This window comes from Nocardioides korecus (assembly GCF_054778395.1).
On the sequence record NZ_BAAGZO010000007.1, the window covers coordinates 217,418 to 233,692 of the forward strand.

The 16,275-nt window shown below is 74.0% G+C and carries 13 protein-coding genes; 7 read left to right on the forward strand and 6 right to left on the reverse strand.

All coding sequences use genetic code 11. The features are described 5' to 3' along the window. Positions 1 to 47: 47 nt before the first annotated feature. The 4 genes from ACYVDA_RS15515 to ACYVDA_RS15530 form a co-directional block, all read right to left on the reverse strand. The gene (locus tag ACYVDA_RS15515) at positions 48 to 1,964 is read right to left on the reverse strand and encodes a potassium transporter Kup (RefSeq protein ID WP_460819326.1); all 1,917 of its coding nucleotides are present in this window, start codon (positions 1,962 to 1,964) and stop codon (positions 48 to 50) included. Between the two features lie 159 nt (positions 1,965 to 2,123). After that, on the reverse strand, positions 2,124 to 2,948 hold the full coding sequence (locus ACYVDA_RS15520) for an SDR family NAD(P)-dependent oxidoreductase (RefSeq protein ID WP_460819327.1): 825 nt from the start codon (positions 2,946 to 2,948) through the stop codon (positions 2,124 to 2,126). Continuing rightward, entirely contained in the window at positions 2,945 to 3,310 is a 366-nt protein-coding gene (locus ACYVDA_RS15525; RefSeq protein WP_460819328.1) for a cupin domain-containing protein, read from the reverse strand. Before ACYVDA_RS15525 ends, ACYVDA_RS15520 begins: the two co-directional genes overlap by 4 nt. 7 nt (positions 3,311 to 3,317) lie before the next feature. Continuing rightward, complete coding sequence (locus ACYVDA_RS15530; RefSeq protein WP_460819329.1) at positions 3,318 to 4,706, reverse strand: aminotransferase class III-fold pyridoxal phosphate-dependent enzyme; 1,389 nt, start codon at positions 4,704 to 4,706, stop codon at positions 3,318 to 3,320. A 122-nt stretch (positions 4,707 to 4,828) separates the two neighbouring features. On the opposite strand from ACYVDA_RS15530, the gene ACYVDA_RS15535 reads away from it, so the two are divergent. After that, complete coding sequence (locus ACYVDA_RS15535; protein WP_460819330.1) at positions 4,829 to 6,022, forward strand: cytochrome P450; 1,194 nt, start codon at positions 4,829 to 4,831, stop codon at positions 6,020 to 6,022. 113 nt (positions 6,023 to 6,135) lie between these two features. Here ACYVDA_RS15535 and ACYVDA_RS15540 read toward each other — a convergent pair whose 3' ends face one another. Then, positions 6,136 to 6,603: a hypothetical protein gene (locus ACYVDA_RS15540; protein WP_460819331.1), complete on the reverse strand. Its 468-nt coding sequence runs from the start codon at positions 6,601 to 6,603 to the stop codon at positions 6,136 to 6,138. Between the two features lie 25 nt (positions 6,604 to 6,628). Continuing rightward, positions 6,629 to 7,456: a COG4705 family protein gene (locus tag ACYVDA_RS15545; RefSeq protein ID WP_460819332.1), complete on the reverse strand. Its 828-nt coding sequence runs from the start codon at positions 7,454 to 7,456 to the stop codon at positions 6,629 to 6,631. 85 nt (positions 7,457 to 7,541) lie between these two features. Here ACYVDA_RS15545 and ACYVDA_RS15550 point away from each other — a divergent pair, with 85 nt between their 5' ends. The 6 genes from ACYVDA_RS15550 to ACYVDA_RS15575 all read left to right on the forward strand — a co-directional run bounded on the left by ACYVDA_RS15550 (position 7,542) and on the right by ACYVDA_RS15575 (position 16,212). Further along, positions 7,542 to 8,204 (forward strand): response regulator transcription factor, encoded by a 663-nt coding sequence (locus tag ACYVDA_RS15550; RefSeq protein ID WP_460819333.1) that lies wholly within the window; start codon positions 7,542 to 7,544, stop codon positions 8,202 to 8,204. Then, entirely contained in the window at positions 8,201 to 9,580 is a 1,380-nt protein-coding gene (locus tag ACYVDA_RS15555) for a sensor histidine kinase (RefSeq protein ID WP_460819334.1), read from the forward strand. Before ACYVDA_RS15550 ends, ACYVDA_RS15555 begins: the two co-directional genes overlap by 4 nt. Before the next feature lie 224 nt (positions 9,581 to 9,804). Next, a complete protein-coding gene (locus ACYVDA_RS15560) occupies positions 9,805 to 11,427 on the forward strand; it encodes a hypothetical protein (protein WP_460819335.1) in 1,623 nt (540 codons plus the stop codon). After that, positions 11,424 to 12,584, forward strand: a complete 1,161-nt coding sequence (locus ACYVDA_RS15565; protein WP_460819336.1) for a lysylphosphatidylglycerol synthase domain-containing protein — start codon at positions 11,424 to 11,426, stop codon at positions 12,582 to 12,584. The genes ACYVDA_RS15560 and ACYVDA_RS15565 overlap by 4 nt, the downstream gene beginning before the upstream one ends. Before the next feature lie 228 nt (positions 12,585 to 12,812). Continuing rightward, complete coding sequence (locus ACYVDA_RS15570) at positions 12,813 to 14,945, forward strand: MMPL family transporter (RefSeq protein ID WP_460819338.1); 2,133 nt, start codon at positions 12,813 to 12,815, stop codon at positions 14,943 to 14,945. A 127-nt stretch (positions 14,946 to 15,072) separates the two neighbouring features. Beyond that, positions 15,073 to 16,212: an alpha/beta hydrolase gene (locus ACYVDA_RS15575; RefSeq protein WP_460819339.1), complete on the forward strand. Its 1,140-nt coding sequence runs from the start codon at positions 15,073 to 15,075 to the stop codon at positions 16,210 to 16,212. Positions 16,213 to 16,275 lie beyond the last annotated feature (63 nt).

Below are 16,275 nucleotides of genomic sequence, written 5' to 3' on the forward strand. Positions count from 1 at the left end.
GCACCGACCGCGGCGGCGTAGGCCCAACCGCGAGCCCGGGTCGGTGGCTACACCAGCACCTCGCTGCCCACGGTGATGGTCCGGTCGGGTGGGAGCGCGAAGTAGTCGGCCGGGTCGGCGGCGTTGTGCGCCAGCACGACGAAGAGCTGCTTGCGCCACCGCGACATCCCTGCGTCGTGGCCGCGCCGCACCGCGCCGCGGGAGATGAAGTACGACGCCTGCGTGACGTCGCCGGTGCACTCCTCCAGCAGGCCCTGGGCGGCGGCGTGCTCCAGCGCGGCCGGGAGGTCCGGGGCGTCGCTGAAGCCGAAGCTCAGCGTGACGTGCTGGATGCCGTCGTCGTCCTGGCCGAGGTCGTCGACCGCGAGCCGCTCGTCGACCGGGACGTGGGGCACGTTCAGGGCCCGGGCCGAGACCACGATGACGTTCTCGTGCAGCACCCCGTTGTGCTCGGTGTTGGCCCGCAGCGCCAGCGGGGTGGTGTCCTTGCCCGGGTGCGGGAAGACCGCGACGCCGGGCACGCGCGGGACCCCCCGCTCGTGGACGTCGGCGATGAACTCGTGCAGCGAGCCCTCCTTGGCCGTGCGCACGGCCCGCACGCGCTCGCGACCGCGCTGCCACGTCGTCATCACGGTGAACACCGTGATCGCGATCAGCAGGGGCAGCCAGCCGCCGTGCGCCACCTTGGACAGGTTCGCGCTCAGGAAGGCCGCCTCGACGCCACCGAAGGCCACCGCGACCAGCACCATCTTCCACACCGGCCACGACCACAGCACCCGCGCGACCGCCAGCAGCAGGATCGTGTCGACCACGAGCGCCCCGGTGACCGAGACGCCGTACGCCGTCGCGAGGTGGGCGGAGGTCTGGAAGGTCAGCGTCAGCGCCACCACCCCGACGAAGAGCAGGGCGTTGACCCCGGGCATGTAGACCTGGCCGCCCTCGTGCTCGGAGGTCTGCTTGACCGTCAGGGGCGGCAGCAGCCCCAGCTGGGTCGCCTGGCGCGAGAGGCTGAACGCCCCCGAGATGACGGCCTGGCTGGCGATGACGGTGGCCAGCGTGGCGAGCACGACCATCGGCAGCCGCGCCCAGTCCGGGAACAGCAGGAAGAACGGGTTCCCGGCCGCCGACGGGTGGTGCAGGATCAGCGCGGCCTGGCCCAGGTAGTTCAGCGTCAGCGCCGGGAAGACGAGCAGGAACCAGGCGCGCAGGATCGGCTGCCGCCCGAAGTGACCCATGTCGGCGTACAACGCCTCGGCGCCGGTGATGACCAGCACCACCGCCCCCATGGCGACGAAGGCGATGCCGGGGTGGGCCACGACGAAGCTCACGGCGTACGTCGGGGACAGGCCGCGCAGCACCGACAGGTCGGTCAGGACCTCGCGCAGACCGGCGACGGCCAGGGCCAGCAGCCACAGCACCGTCACGGGCCCGAACAGCCGCCCCACCTTGCCGGTGCCGAACCGCTGGGCCGCGAACAGCACGGTCAGGATGGTGACCGCCACGGGGACGACCACGTGGGCCAGGCTCGGCGCGGCGACCTCGAGCCCCTCCACGGCGGAGAGCACGCTGATCGCCGGCGTGATGACGGAGTCGCCGTAGAACAGGGCCACGCCGACGACGCCCAGCAGGAGCAGCGGGCCCCCACCCCGTGACCGGTCGGCGTACAGCCTCTGGGCCAGGGCGGCCAGCGCCATCACCCCGCCCTCGCCGTCGTTGTCGGCGCGCATGATCACGCCGACGTACTTCACCGAGACGATGATCGTGATCGACCAGAACATCATCGAGATGACGCCGTAGACGTCACCGGGCACCGGCTGCACGGCTCCGTGGTCGATCGCGAAGACCGTGCGCAGCGCGTAGAGCGGGCTCGTCCCGATGTCGCCGAACACGATGCCCAGCGCCCCGAGGACCAGGGCTGCCCCGGCCGGGCGGTGCACCGGGACGGGTGGGGAGGTCGTGCTCATGCCAGGAGGGCCCTTCGTCGGCGGATCAGGCCGGGTGGACCAGCCGTCGGCCAGTGTCGCACCGCGTCGTGGACGGCACCTCGTGGACCCGGGGCCGAGCGCTGCCACGCCGTCGCGTCCGGCGGCCAGGAGCCCACGGCGCGGCGCCGGGACCGCGCCTCAGCCCTGCTCCTCGGCCACGCTGTTGCCCCCGTCGACCGCGAGGCACTGACCGGTCACGAAGGCGGCGCCGGGGCTGCACAGGAACGCGACGCAGGCGGCGACCTCGTCGGGGTGGGCGCCGCGGCCGACCGGGATCCGGCGCGCCTCGTCGGCCTCCGCCGCGGTCTGGCTGCCGGTGCGGATCCACCCCGGGGCGACGGCGTTGGCGGTGATCCCGTCCCGCGCGTGGTCCACGGCCACGGCCCGGGCCAGGCCCACCATGCCGGCCTTCGCCGCGGCGTACGCCGCCTCGCCGCGCATGGCCATGACCGGACCGGTGAGCGAGGCCACCATCACGACGCGGCCCCAACCCTGCTGCTGCATCCCGGGGAGCACCGCCCGGGTGACCAGGAAGGCGGTGTCGAGGTTGCGCGCGATCGAGGCCTGCCACCGGGCGTGGCTCAGGTCGACCACCGATCCCGACTCCTCGCCTCCGCCGTCCCCGTCGCTGGTCCCCGGGGAGCTCAGGCTCGTCATCCCCGCGTTGTTGACCAGCACGTCCGGCGCACCCAGGGCACCGGTGACGCGGGCGACGGCGTCGGCGACCTGGTCCTCGACGGTGAGGTCGGCGACCACCCCGACCGACCGGACGCCGGCCGCCTCGAGCTCACTGGCCCGCTCCAGCGCCCGGTCCGTGGTCGCGGCCACCGCGACCCGGGCTCCGAGCGCGCCCAGCAGCCGCGCGGTCGCCATCCCGATCCCGTCCGGCGCGCCCGCCCCGGTCACCAGGGCCACCCGACCGCTGAGGTCGAGCACCGGAGGGAGGACCTGCTGCGCGCTCATGAGCTGCCGAGGGTCGGGGTCAGGTAGACCTTGCGCAGCGTCTCCTCCACGACCCAGCGGGTGCGGTCGCCCGCGACCAGCCGCACCACGGTGCCGACCCGGAGCGCGATGCTCGAGCCGTCCTCCAGCTCGACGGTGCCGCGGCCGGAGAGCACCACGAAGACCTCGTCGGCCTCGGTGTCGGTCACGGTCCCCGCGGTGATCTCCCAGACCCCCACCTCGACGCGCGCCTCCGCGCGCAGGACGGTGGCGCCCGCCGTGGGCGAGCCGGCGAGGACGTCCGCCGGGGCCACGGGCTCGTGGGCGACCGCGGTGTCCCCGGCGTCCGCGGCGAGCAGCCGCTGCTCGGCGAGCGTGGTCACGCGGCGCTCACCGGGTGTGTCGGTCGGTGACCTCGAGGGCCTCGTCGAGGACCTCCAGACCACGGCGGGCGTCGGCGTCGCTGACGTTGAGCGGCGGCACCAGGTGGATCCGGTTGGAGTTGGCGAAGGGCAGCACGCCGCCCGCCTTGAGGGCACCGACGGTCGCGGCCATCGCCGGGCTGGACCCGCCGTTGGGAGCCAGCGGCTCGCGCGTCTCGGGGTCGGCCACCAGCTCGACGGCCCAGAAGGCACCGACGCCACGCACCTCGCCCACGCTGCGGTGGCGCTCGGCGATCTCCTCCAGGCCGGGCCCGAAGACCTCGCGGCCCAGCCGCTCGGCGTTCTCCACCATCCGCTCCTCGCGCATGGCCCCGATCGTGGCCACGGCCGCCGCACAGGCCAGCGGATGGCCGGAGTAGGTCAGGCCGCCGGGGTAGGCGCGCTCGGCGAAGGTCTCGGCCACCGCCGGGCTGATCGCGACCCCGCCCAGGGGCACGTAGCCGGAGTTGACGCCCTTGGCGAAGGTGAGCAGGTCGGGGACGACCGCCGTGCCGTCGTGGGTCGCGTGCTCGATCCCGAACCACGCCCCGGAGCGGCCGAACCCCGACATCACCTCGTCGGTGACGAGCATGATCCCGTGCTGGTCGCACAGACGGCGTACGCCGGCCAGATAGCCCGCCGGCGGCACCATGATCCCGGCCGTCCCGGGGATCGACTCCAGGACGACCGCCGCGATGTTGGTGGCGCCCTCGAGCACGATGACGTCGGCCAGGTGCTGGAGCGCCCTCTCGCACTCCTGCTCGGGGGTCTCGGCGTGGAAGTGGCTGCGGTAGAGGTAGGGGGTGAAGAAGTGCACCACCCCGGCGTCGCCGTCGTCGTTGGCGATCCGACGCGGGTCACCGGTGGTGTTGATCGCCAGGTGCGTCCCGCCGTGGTAGCTGCGGTAGGAGGCGAGCACCTTCTTGCGGCCGGTGTGCAGGCGGGCCATCCGGATGGCGTGCTCGACCGCGTCGGCGCCGCCGTTGGTGAAGAACACCCGGTCCAGGTCGCCCGGGGTGATCTCGGCGATCAGGCGGGCGGCCTCGGAGCGGGCCTCGTTGACGTGCTGGGGCGCGACCGTGCACAGCGTCGCGGCCTGGGCCCGGATGGCCTCCACCACGCGCGGGTGCTGGTGGCCGACGTTGGTGAAGACCAGCTGGGAGGAGAAGTCCAGCAGCGTGCGGCCCTCCCCGTCGACCACGCGCGAGCCCTCCGCCGCCACGATCGTCATCGGGTCGAAGAGGCGCTGCGCCTGCCAGGAGTGGAAGACGTGCTGCCGGTCCAGCTCGTGGGCGCGACGGCCGCGGGCCAGGTCGTCGTCGGTGACGGTGAGGTCGTCGGTCTGCGTGGTGGTCACGGGGTGCTCCTGGTCGGTCGACTGCTCTGGTGAGGCCGGGGTCGGCGACTCCGTGGCTGGGGCGCAACCACGGGCTCGGGACGACCTTGCCACGAGCCGTGCACCGCCCCGAGGATGCCCTCGTGTCCGAGACGTACTTCGACCTCGCCGACCCCGCCTTCGACGTCACCTCGCCCGCGGTGCACGAGGCCCGCGAGCGCGACTGGTACGTCCGGACCAGCTACGGGTACGCCGTGCTGCGCTACGAGGAGATGAACCGGCTCCTCAAGGACCGCCGCTTCAGCCAGGGCAACGCGAAGTGGCCGGCCCAGAACGGCATCCACTCCGGCCTGTTCAGCGACTGGTGGAAGAAGACGCTGCTCAGCCTGGAGGGCGAGGAGCACGACCGGATCCGCCGGCTGCTGCGACCGGCCTTCACCAGCAGGGCCGTGCACCGCTGGGTGCCGAGCTTCCAGCAGCTCGCGACCGAGCTCGTCGACGGCTTCAGCGAGCGCGGTCGGGTCGAGTTCGTCAAGGAGTTCGCCGAGCCGTACTCCACCCGGGTCATCTGCCGCATGCTCGGGCTGCCCGAGGAGGAGTGGCCCCGGGTGGCCCACTGGGCCGACGACCTCGGCCGCTCCTTCGGGGTCGACGTCGCCGCCAACGTGCCGGTGATCGAGGAGGCGCTCGACGGCCTCCACGACTACTGTCTGCGCATCGTCGCCGACCGTGTCGACCACCCCCAGGACGACCTGGTCACGCTGATCGTCCAGGCCCAGCAGGAGGGCCGCCTCTCCTACGACGAGCTGGGGGTCGCCCTGGTGTTCCTGGTCTTCGCCGGCATGGAGACGACCCGCAACCAGCTGGGCCTGGCGCTCCAGACCCTCCTGGCCCACCCCGACCAGTGGCGGCTCCTCGCGCAGCGACCGGACCTCGGGGCCAACGCCGTGGAGGAGGTGATGCGGGTCAACCCGACCGTCACCTGGGTGACGCGGGAGGCCCTGGAGGACGTCGAGGTCCACGACCTGCGCATCGCGCGCGGCGAGATCGTCCAGATGCTCTCCCACGCCGCCGGGACCGATCCGCGGGCGATGCCCGACGCCGCGTTCGACATCACCGTCACCCACCCGCCGCACCTCGGGTTCGGCGCCGGCGTCCACCACTGCCTGGGTCACTTCGTCGCCCGCGCCGACATGGCGGTGGCACTCCCCCTGCTCGCCCAGCGGATGCCGGACGCCCGGCCCGACGGCCCCGGCGTCTGGCTCCCGGTCTCCGGCAACACCGGCGCCGTGTCGTTCCCGATCGCCTTCACCCCCACTCCGCCGGCGGCTCGCTGACCTGCAGGCGTGCTCGTCCGGGCCGCGCCCAGCGCCCACCTGTGCCGCTCCTGTGGGCGAAGGACCCCCACGGTCGACGGGGGTCGGGGCGGGTCGGGGCCGGTGGACGTGGCTCAGGCGGGGCCCGGCCGCCGACCTCGCACCTCGTGCGGCACGACCCGCACGGGCAGGTCGAGGTGCGCGAGCCGGTGGGGCAGGTCCTGGTGGAGGTGCCTCCCCCGAGCGTGCTCCTCGAGGTGGAGCCAGATCTCGTGCACCGGCTCGACCGCGATGGTCTCCTCGATCGCGTCCATCGGGTCGTGCCGCAGCGAGACCGACCCGGTCACCCGCGGTCCGGACGGTGCCTCGCGGAGCTGGCGCAGGGCCTCGGGCAGGTCCTGCTCCGCGCGCTGCACCTCCGGGTGCCGCCGGGGGTGCAGGAGGTGGATCTCGGCGCGGGCCGGGTTGAGGACCACCAGGTGGAGCTCGACGTCGTACCAGGTGGCCTGCTCGCAGGTCGACCACACCGCCCGACGCAGCTCCGGTGACACACCGACCGTGTCGGTGAGCACCAGGACTCGCGTCGGGACGGGTGGTCGCACGGTGTGCTCCTGCGGGTCGCGGCCCTCAGTCGACCGGGTCGGCGACCGGGGTGCGGGTCTCGTCCTGGACCGCGGCGTGGTCCTCGGTGCGGTCGACGTGGGTCACGCTGAGGTAGACCACCGTCGCCAAGATGGCGCCCAGGAAGATCAGGCTGGTGACCAGGGTGCCCAGGTCGAGCCCGCCGTCGGCCTTGGGCGAGGCCAGGAAGTCGCCGATGTTCGCGCCCAGCGGGCGGGTCAGGATGTAGGCCAGCCAGAACGCCAGCACCGCACCGATGGCGCCGGACCTCCACGCGACCAGCACGGCCAGGATCAGGCCGGCGGGCAGCAGGATCGAGGCACCGGGCGACCAGCCGGTCAGGTCCAGCGTCCAGTCACCGACGGCGGTGCCCAGGGCGAAGGTGACCAGCACGACCAGCCAGTACCAGCCCTCGCGCGGCGTGGTGTTGATCGAGTGGATCGACAGCGTCTTCTCACGGGCGTACCAGGCCGCGAAGACCGCCGCGAGCAGCACCGCGAAGACCGCCGAGCTCAGCGCCAGCGGGACGTTGTGGGCATCGGTGAGGTTGTCGGTCAGCAGGGTGCCGACCACGCTGATGAGCACCACCGCGAGCCAGTAGATGCCCGGCACGTACGCCCGGGCCCGGAACTGGGCCACCAGGACCACCACCAGCGCCACCGAGAACAGCACGGTGGTGTTGGTCAGGCCGAAGCCCAGGGTCTCGTTGATGTAGTCCGCGAAGCTCTCCCCCACCGTCGTGCAGAGGATCTTGATCACCCAGAAGAAGACGGTGATCTCGGGGACCTTGTTCAGCATCTGGCGGCGGCTGGAGACCGTTGGTGTCGTCGTCATGGTTCCGGAGGCTGCCGCACCGCACCTGACTTGTTTCTGGAGACGGTACGCCGGGTTCAGCCGCCGTTCAGGGCATGATCGGGCCATGTCGACGATCGGCGTCTGCGAGGACGACCCCGCCATCCGCAGGATCCTGCAGCGCGCCCTGGCGCACGCCGGGCACGACGCCGTGCTGGCGTTCAACGGCTCGGAGGCCTCCCGGCTGTTCGCGCAGCGACCCCTCGACGTGATCATCATGGACATCGGGCTCCCCGACGCCGACGGACGCGACGTCGTCCAGGCCCTCAAGGCGGGGGGCCAGCACGCCCCGGTCCTGTTCCTGACCGCCCTGGACGCGCTGCACGAGCGCCTCGCGGGGTTCGCGGTCGGGGCCGAGGACTACGTGGCCAAGCCGTTCGAGGTCAAGGAGCTGCTCGCCCGGGTCGAGGTGCTCGTGCGCCGCTCCCGGGACGCGGCGGCGGCGACGTCGCAGGACGTCGAGCTGGACCCCGTCACGCACGCGGCCCGCACGCCCGCCGGCAGCGTCCTGCTGACCCCGACGGAGTTCCGGATCCTGGCCGCGATCACCTCCCGCCCGGGCGAGGTGGTCCGGCGCCGTGCCGTCGTCGCGGCCGCCTGGCCCGACGGGGCCTACGTCGCCGAGAACACCGTCGATAGCCACCTGCGACGAATCCGGAACAAGCTCGAGTCCATCGACTCCACGACCTCGATCGAGACCGTGCGCGGCGTCGGCTACCGCCTCACGTGAGCGTGCGGTCGTTCCTCCGGCACCCGCGCCTCGACCCGCTGCGAGGTCGTGGGTCGCTGCGCGCCCAGCTGGTCTGGCTGACCGTCGTCGCCAGCGCCGTCGTGGTCGCCGCCCTGGGGGCCCTGGTCCAGCTGCTGCTCTCCACCACCACCGACAACACCGTCGGCCGGGTGCTCAACGACCGCGCCGAGACCGTCGCCTCGAGCGTGATCCAGGCCTCGCCCGGGCGGACCATCGTGGTCCCCCAGGCCCGGCTCGACGCCGACGTCGCCGTCTACGACGCCAGCGGGACCGTCGTCGCCGGCGCCGTGCCGGAAGCCCTCGAGGAGCAGTACGCCGCGCTGCGCACGGTCCGCTCGGGTCGCACCCTGCGCGTCGGCGACTACGCCCGCGTCCACGCCCTGGGCTTCGTGACCTCGCGCGGCACCCGCGGGACCGTCGTGGTGAGCGAGCGGCTCGCGCCCTACCAGGAGACCGCCCAGGTCGCGCTCTCGGTCACGATCGGGGCCGGTGTGCTCCTGGTGGCCGGGTCCGCGGTGCTGGTGGCCCTGGCCAGCCGCCGCGTGCTGGCACCGGTCGGCGCCATGGCCCGCACCGCCGACGAGTGGAGCGAGCGCGACCTCGGCCGCCGGTTCGACCTGACCGGGCCCGGCAACGAGATCACGGCCCTGGGCCACACGCTGGACGGACTGCTGGACAAGGTGGCCTCGACGATCCGCTCCGAGCAGCGCCTGACCTCCGAGCTGGCGCACGAGCTCCGCACCCCGTTGACGGCCGTCCAGGGCAACGCCGAGCTCCTGCTGATGAACCCCTCGCTCGACGAGCAGGCGCGCCTGGACGTCGAGGAGCTGATGGCCGGGTGCCGACGGATGTCGGCCACCATCGCGGGTCTGATCGAGCTGGCCCGGAGCACCTCCTCCGCGGCGAGCACGACCCACACCTCGCCCCAGGAGGTGGTCGAGGAGGTGCTGGCCGAGCTGGACCTGGCCACCCTCTACCCCGCCCTGGACATCGAGGTCGACGTGGCCGGCCACGAGGCGTGGACCGTGCCGCGCGACCTGGGGGCGCGGGCGCTCGCCCCGGTCCTGTCCAACGCCGCACGGTTCGCCGTCAGCACCGTGCGCGTCTCGCTGGACCGCAGCCGTCCCGGCGCGCTGAGCGTGGTCGTCGAGGACGACGGGCCCGGGGTGGACGCCGACGACCGCGACCGGATCTTCCGTCCCGGTGAGACCACCGGTGACGGGGCCGGGCTCGGCCTGGCGCTCTCGCGTCGGATCGCGCGGACCAGCGGGGGTGACGTGGCCCTCGACGACCGCAGCGGGGCGACGTCGTTCCGACTCACCCTGCCCTCGACCCGCCACGACCGGGCCCTCTGACCCCACCCGCCCCGATCGCGCTCACGTCGCGCCCGGGTCGTCGGCCGACGCCGTCAGGTCGTTGGCAGGTCCACCGGGGCACAGTCGTGACGTCGACTGGCAGACGTCCGCGACCGTCACGATCCGAGGGAGGGGTCCGCACCCGATGAGCGAGCCCACCCGGACCGCCCCCGCTCGCGTCCGTGGCGCCACGGGCGTCGGCCGTGCCCGGCAGGTCGCCTGACATGAGCACGCTCCTGCGCGACGCGACCGTACGCACCGAACCCCGACCCGGCCCGCGCACACGGACCGGGGCCGGGGCCGGGGCCACCGACGCTCCCGGTCGGGCTCCCCACCGCCTCGACGCCCTGATGATCGCGGTCGCGGTGTGCGTCGCGGTCGGGGCGTGGATCCCCTTCCTGGCCCAGCCCCTGTCACCGGACGAGGCGGGCTTCCTCCACCTCGCCCAGCACTGGCACCCCGGCCGCTCGCTGTACGGCGACTACTGGGTCGACCGACCGCCCCTGCTGATCTGGCTGTTCGACCTCGCCGGGCACCTCGGGACGCAGCACCACCTCGCCGACGGCCTCTCCGACCCCGGCGTCAAGCTCCTCGGCGCGGCGGCCACCGGCACCTCGGTCACGCTCGTGGGCGTCCTGGCCCGGCTGCTCGTCCCGACCCGCCGCTGGCCGCTCGCCGTCGTCCTCGCCGCCGCCGTCGGGCTGGTCGCCGACCCGCTGCTGGGGATGCCCGGCGCCAACGGCGAGGTGCTCGCGCTGCCCTTCGTCCTGGCCGGCATGGTCGCCCTGGTGGCCGCGCACCGCCTCCCCTGGGGTGCGCGCGCGGCCCTGCTGACCCTGGTCGCGGGGGCGGCCGCGGTGGCGGCGGCCTCGGTGAAGCAGAACATGGTCGACGTCGTCGTGATGGCCGTCGTGCTCCTGCCGAGCCTGCGGCGCACGGGGGCCCGACCGCTGGCCCGGCTCGCGACGTTCGCCGCGGGCGGTGCGGCAACGCTGGCCGCGGTGCTCCTCAGCGCCGCCGCGCGCGGCACCAGCGTGCTCGGCCTGTGGGACGCCGTCGTGGTGTTCCGGCTGCGGGCCTCCTCGGTGATCAGCTCCTCGGCCAGCTTCGCCACGACCGATCGCGCCCACGCCCTGGAGCTGTCGGCCCTGGTCAGCGGGGAGGTCGTCCTGCTCGCGGTCGCCGCGATCATCGCCGTGGGGCAGCGCCGCCGAGGGTCCACGCGCACGGCCCGCTCGACCTGGTCGGGCCGGCTGGTGTGGGCCGGTCTCGCGGTGGCGGTCTGGGAGGCGTTCGCGGTGGCGGCCGGGGGGAGCTACTGGTCGCACTACCTGACCGGTCTGGTGCCCGGCACCCTGCTGCTGCTCGCCCTGGCACTGCGTACGCCGAGCCGGCTCACGGGCCGCGTGCTGACCGGCGTGGTGCTGCTGGTCGTGCTCGCCGGCGGCGTCGCGTGGCGGGTCGCGGCCACGGCCGGTGTGCCCGGCGTCACCGACGACGGCCGCGTCGAGACCTTCCTGCGCACCCACGCCGTCCCCGGCGACGGCGTCGTCTCCGCCTTCGGCGACCCCCGCCTCGTCGCCGGGAGCGGCCTGACCAGCCCCTACGAGAACCTGTGGAGCCTGCCCGTCCGGGTGCGCGACGCCCACCTCACGGGCCTCACCGCCGTGCTCACCGGGCCGACCGCGCCGCGGTGGGTCGTCGTCTCCGGGCGCGGGCTAGGCACGTGGGGGGTCGACGCCACGCGCGCCCAGCGGGTCTTCGACCGCTCCTACCGCCACCTGGTGACCTACGGTGTGTGGGAGATCTTCGAGCACCGTGACCACCTGGGAGGCGGCACCCCGTGAAGCCGTCCGCACCCAGCACACGCTCGATCCCGGCGCAGCGGGAACCCGCCGTCCCGGCGGGCGACCTGTCCGCGTCCCCGGCCCCCGGGTCGCCCCGGACCGACCCCGACCAGCCGTCCGGTCGGCCGCGGTCGGGCTGGAGGGCCCGGCTGCGCTTCACGCTGTCGTGGGCGGCCGCCGTCGCCCTGGTCGCGGCCGTGCTGCCCAGCGCGGTCTCGGTGTCGTGGCACGGGATCCTGCCCGTGCTGGGCTCGGTGCACTGGCCGGCCGCCCTCGGGCTCGCCGTGGTGTGGCTCCTGGGTCTCTACGTCCACTCCTTCGTGCTCACCGCCGCGGCCCCCGGGCTGACCCACCGTCGCGCGCTGACGCTGAACCTGACCGGCAGCGCGGTCGCCAACGTCGTACCGCTCGGCGGGGCCGCAGGCGTCGAGCTCAACCGGCGGATGATGCGCACCTGGGGCATCGACGGCCGGGCCTTCACCGGCTACACCTTCCTCACCAACCTCTGGGACGTCGGCTCGAAGCTGCTGCTGCCGCTCGTGGCCGTGGCCGCCCTGGTCAACGCCGGCGAGACCATCACCTCCTCGATCCGCACGGCCACCGTCGTGGCCGCCGTGGCCTTCGTGGCCTTCACCGCGACCAGCGCGTGCGTGCTCTCCAGCGACCGCGCCGCCGCGGTGGTCGGCCGGCTGCTCGAGAGCGCGGCCCGACGGGCCCTGCGGCTGCTCGGACGGGCCGACCGCGAGCTCGGTCTGGCGGAGGCCCTCGTCGACGTCCGGAGGCAGTGCGCCGGGCTGGTCCGGCGCGGCTGGCTCCGGATGTCGGCCGCCATGGCGGGCTACGTCTTCCTCCAGGCCGTCCTGCTCGCGCTGTGCCTGGAGCTGACCGGGGCGGCGAGCACCTGGCCCGAGATCCTGGCCGCCTTCGCGGTCGAGCGGCTCCTCACCGTGGTGCCCCTCACCCCCGGTGGTGTCGGCATCGCCGACCTCGGCCTCGTCGGCGTCCTGCTGGCCCTGGGCGGGGACCCGGTCAGCGTCACCGCGGCCGCCGTGCTCTACCGCGCCTTCGTGTTCCTGGTCGAGATCCCGGTCGGCAGCGGCGCCCTCGGCGCGTGGTTACTCAGCCAGCGGTTCCGTCCCGCGGCGACCACCCCGTAGGCGCGACCACCGCGCCCGCCGCCGGCACCGACCGACCGGTCCGGGTCGGGGGCTCGCGGCAGGCTCCGCCCTAGACCGGTCGGGCGCGCGCAGGCGGATCGTTGGTGCGCCCCGCAGGACCCGTGGTTGCCTGGACGCGATCGCCCGTACCGAGCTCGACACGCCTCACGCCGTCGGTCGGTCCGCGCCCCTCGTCGGCGCGGGAGACCCCGCTGACCAGGAGCCCCCATGGAGCGTCTCGCCCGGATCGTCCTCCGCGACCGACTCCTGGTCAGCCTGTTCTGGGTGGTGATGCTCGGCAGCGGCGCGGCCGCCGCCGGCCACCTGGGTGACCGGCTGACCTTCGACTTCTCCCTCCCCGGGCAGCCCGGCGACACCGCGGAGAAGGCGCTGGTGAAGAACTACGGGATCAGCTCCTACGACACCTTCGTCGCGGTGGTCCGGGTGCCGGCCGGTCAGACGGTCCAGGGTCGGGGACGCGCGGTGGGCCAGGTCCTCGACGCCGCGGTGCGGGCGACCCCCGGGGTCCGGGTGACCGGGTTCGCGGAGACCGGTGACACGGCCTTCATCTCGGCCGACCGGCGTACGACGTTCGCGCTGGTCCAGGGCCCCCTCCCGGCGGGGTTCGGCCCCGGCGTGGGCGCGCGCCTGGCGCCGGCGCTGGGCCAGGCGGCCGAGCGAGCCGGGTTCGAGAGCGGCGTGACGTCCTACGGGTTGCTCTCCGCGGGCGGCAACACCGACGGGCCGAGCGTGCTCGCCGAGACGCTGCTGGGCGGGGCCGGGGCCCTCCTGGTGCTGCTGTTCGTGTTCGCGTCGTTCCTGGCGCTCGTGCCGCTGGTGATCGCCGCGGTGTCGATCCTGACCACGTTCCTGCTCGTGCTGGGACTGACCACCTTCAGCGACGTCAGCTTCGTGGTGCAGTTCCTGATCTCGCTGATCGGGCTGGGCGTGGCGATCGACTACTCGCTCCTGGTGGTGTCCCGGTGGCGCGAGGAGCGCGCCCACGGCCTCGAGAACGACGAGGCCGTGGTGGTGGCGATGCGGACCGCGGGCCACGCCGTGCTGGCCTCGGGCGTGACGGTCGCGATCAGCCTGGTCGCGCTCCTGGTGGTGCCGGTGCCGTTCCTGCGCAGCATGGGCATCGGCGGGATGCTGATCCCCCTGGTGAGCGTGGCGGTGGTGCTCACCCTGCTGCCGGCGCTGCTGTCCGGGATCGGGCCGCGGATCGACTACCCGCGGATCCGCAAGGAGGGCGTCGCCTCGCGCGGGTGGAGCGCCTGGGCCCGCGGCATCGTGCACCGTCGCTGGCTGGCGAGCGGCGTGGCGCTCCTGGTGCTGGCCGTGCTGATCGCCCCGGTGTTCGGCCTCAAGATCGGGACCTCCGGCATCGACTCGCTGGCCCGCAGCGGAGCGCCGTACACGACCCTCCAGCAGCTGCGGGCCTCCGGCGTGGGCAGCGGCGTGCTGACCCCGATGGTGGCCCTGGTGCCCGAGGAGCAGGCCCCGGCCGCGGCCCGGGCCGCGGCCTCGGTGGACGGCGTGCGCCTGGCCGCGGTCGGTGCCGCGGGCCACGGGCAGGCGGTCGTGGAGGTGGTGCCCGTCCGCGAGACCGTGGACAGCTCCGGCAAAACGGTGGTCGACGGGGTCCGCACCGCGATCGAGGGCGCCGTGGACGGACGGGTCCTGGTCACCGGGGCCGGCGCGACGGTCGAGGACTACTTCACCGCGGTCTACGACAAGTTCCCCTACGTGCTCGCCCTGATCGCCCTGATCACCTTCGTGCTGCTGGTGAGGACCTTCCGGTCGGTCCTGCTGCCGATCAAGGCCGTCCTGCTCAACCTGGTCTCGCTGGCGGCCGTGTTCGGCGCCGTCGTCTTCTTCTGGCAGGACGGCCACGGCTCCGACCTGGTGTTCAGCACCTCGGGGACGGGCGCCATCACGTTCTGGCTGCCGGTGCTGATCTTCGCCTTCCTCTTCGGTCTCTCGATGGACTACGAGGTCTTCATCCTGGCGCGGATGCGGGAGGAGTACGACCGCACCGGTGACACCGCCGCCGCGGTCGTCACCGGGTTGGGTCGCACCGGGCGGCTGGTGACCTCGGCCGCGCTGATCCTGTTCTTCGCCTTCGCCGCGCTGGCGTCCGCACCCGGCACCGACATCAAGGTGCTCGGGACCGCCCTGGGCGTCGGGATCCTGATCGACGCGACCGTGGTGCGCGCCCTGCTCGTCCCGGCGCTGGTCAGCCTCCTCGGCCGCTGGAACTGGTGGCTGCCGACCGGGCTGGCCCGGGTGCTGCGCGTCGAGCCCTCGCCCCTGGCGCCCGCCGACCGGCCCCTGAGCCCCGCCCCGAGCCGGACCTGACCCCGCGCCCGGGTCCGGCCCGGGTCCGGCTTCGGGGACCGTCAGGCACCGGTCAGGCGCTGCGTGGTCGTCTCCGGTGAGCCGGCGCGTGTCCGGCGCAGGCTGGCCCGGGAGGGAGGGGACGTCGGTGTCGCTGACGGGTCCGCTCTTCCTCGGCGGGGTCCTGCTGGTGACGCTCGTCGCCATCGGCCTGCTGGTGGTGCTGTGGCCCCGTCTCGCCGGTCCGGGGATCGGCCCCGTCGTCGGTCGGCTCGGGGCGATCCTCCTGGTCAACCTGCTGGTGCTGTTCTCGGCCGCGACCCAGATGAACGCGACGTACCTCTTCTTCTCGGGGTGGGCCGACCTGCAGGGCGCGGTGACCGGTCACGTCGCCCAGACGGCCCTGGACCGGGGCGGCAGCGCCACGCGCGCCCTGGACGCCCACGTCAGCGGGCCCGCCGCGCAGGCCGCCGCCCAGCTCCCACCGCTCCCGGGACGGATCGCCCCGAACGGCGTGGTCCAGTTCGCCGTGACCGGCCCGCTGAGCCACATCTCCGGCACCGTCGACGTCCAGCTCCCGCCCGGCTACACCTCCCCGCGGTCGCGGCGGACCCGCTACCCGGTGCTCGAGGGGTTCCACGGCTACCCGGGGGTCCCGGTCACCTGGCTGCGGACCTTCCACGTCGGGCGGGTGCTCGAGCGGCTCGAGCGGGCCCGCAGAATCCGCCCGACGCTGGTGGTGCTGCCGCAGATCGAGGTCCCGCTCGGGGCCGACACCGAGGGGGTCAACGGTGCGCGCGGGGAGCCGCAGCTGGAGACGTGGTTGACCCGGGACGTCCCGAACTGGGTGGCCCGCACCTTCCGGGTCTCCACCTCCCGCGACTCCTGGGCCACGATCGGGGACTCCTCCGGCGGCTGGGCCGCCGCGATGTCGACCCTCCTGCACCCCTCGCAGTACGGCGCCGCGATCGTCATGGGCGGCTACTTCCAGCCCAAGTTCGGGTCCTACTACCGGCCCTACGATCCCCACAGCCTCCTGGCCGAGCGGTACGACCTGCCCCGGCTGGTCGCGCGCCGTCCGCCGCCGGTCGCCGTGTGGCTGCAGACCTCCCACGCGGACCCGCTCTCCTACGGCTCGACCAGCCAGTTCCTCCGCGCCGCCCACGCGCCCCTGTCGGTCCACGCCACGGTGTTCAAGAACGCCGGGCACCGGATCTCGGTGTGGACCGACCTCCTCCCGCAGGCCCTGGAGTGGCTGGGCGGGACCGTGCAGGGGTTCCGGCCCTGACCCCCGCACCGCCGTCGGCCCGGGCACCCCGTCTCTCTGCGGGCGATTCGTCCGTTCTCGCCC

Excerpts from the sequence above, each read along its gene's own strand:
- ACYVDA_RS15515 (WP_460819326.1), bottom strand. The coding sequence starts at position 1,964 with ATGAGCACGACCTCCCCACCCGTCCCGGTGCACCGCCCGGCCGGGGCA.
- ACYVDA_RS15520 (WP_460819327.1), bottom strand. The coding sequence starts at position 2,948 with ATGAGCGCGCAGCAGGTCCTCCCTCCGGTGCTCGACCTCAGCGGTCGG.
- ACYVDA_RS15545 (WP_460819332.1), bottom strand. The coding sequence starts at position 7,456 with ATGACGACGACACCAACGGTCTCCAGCCGCCGCCAGATGCTGAACAAG.
- ACYVDA_RS15550 (WP_460819333.1), top strand. The coding sequence starts at position 7,542 with ATGTCGACGATCGGCGTCTGCGAGGACGACCCCGCCATCCGCAGGATC.
- ACYVDA_RS15560 (WP_460819335.1), top strand. The coding sequence starts at position 9,805 with ATGAGCACGCTCCTGCGCGACGCGACCGTACGCACCGAACCCCGACCC.
- ACYVDA_RS15570 (WP_460819338.1), top strand. The coding sequence starts at position 12,813 with ATGGAGCGTCTCGCCCGGATCGTCCTCCGCGACCGACTCCTGGTCAGC.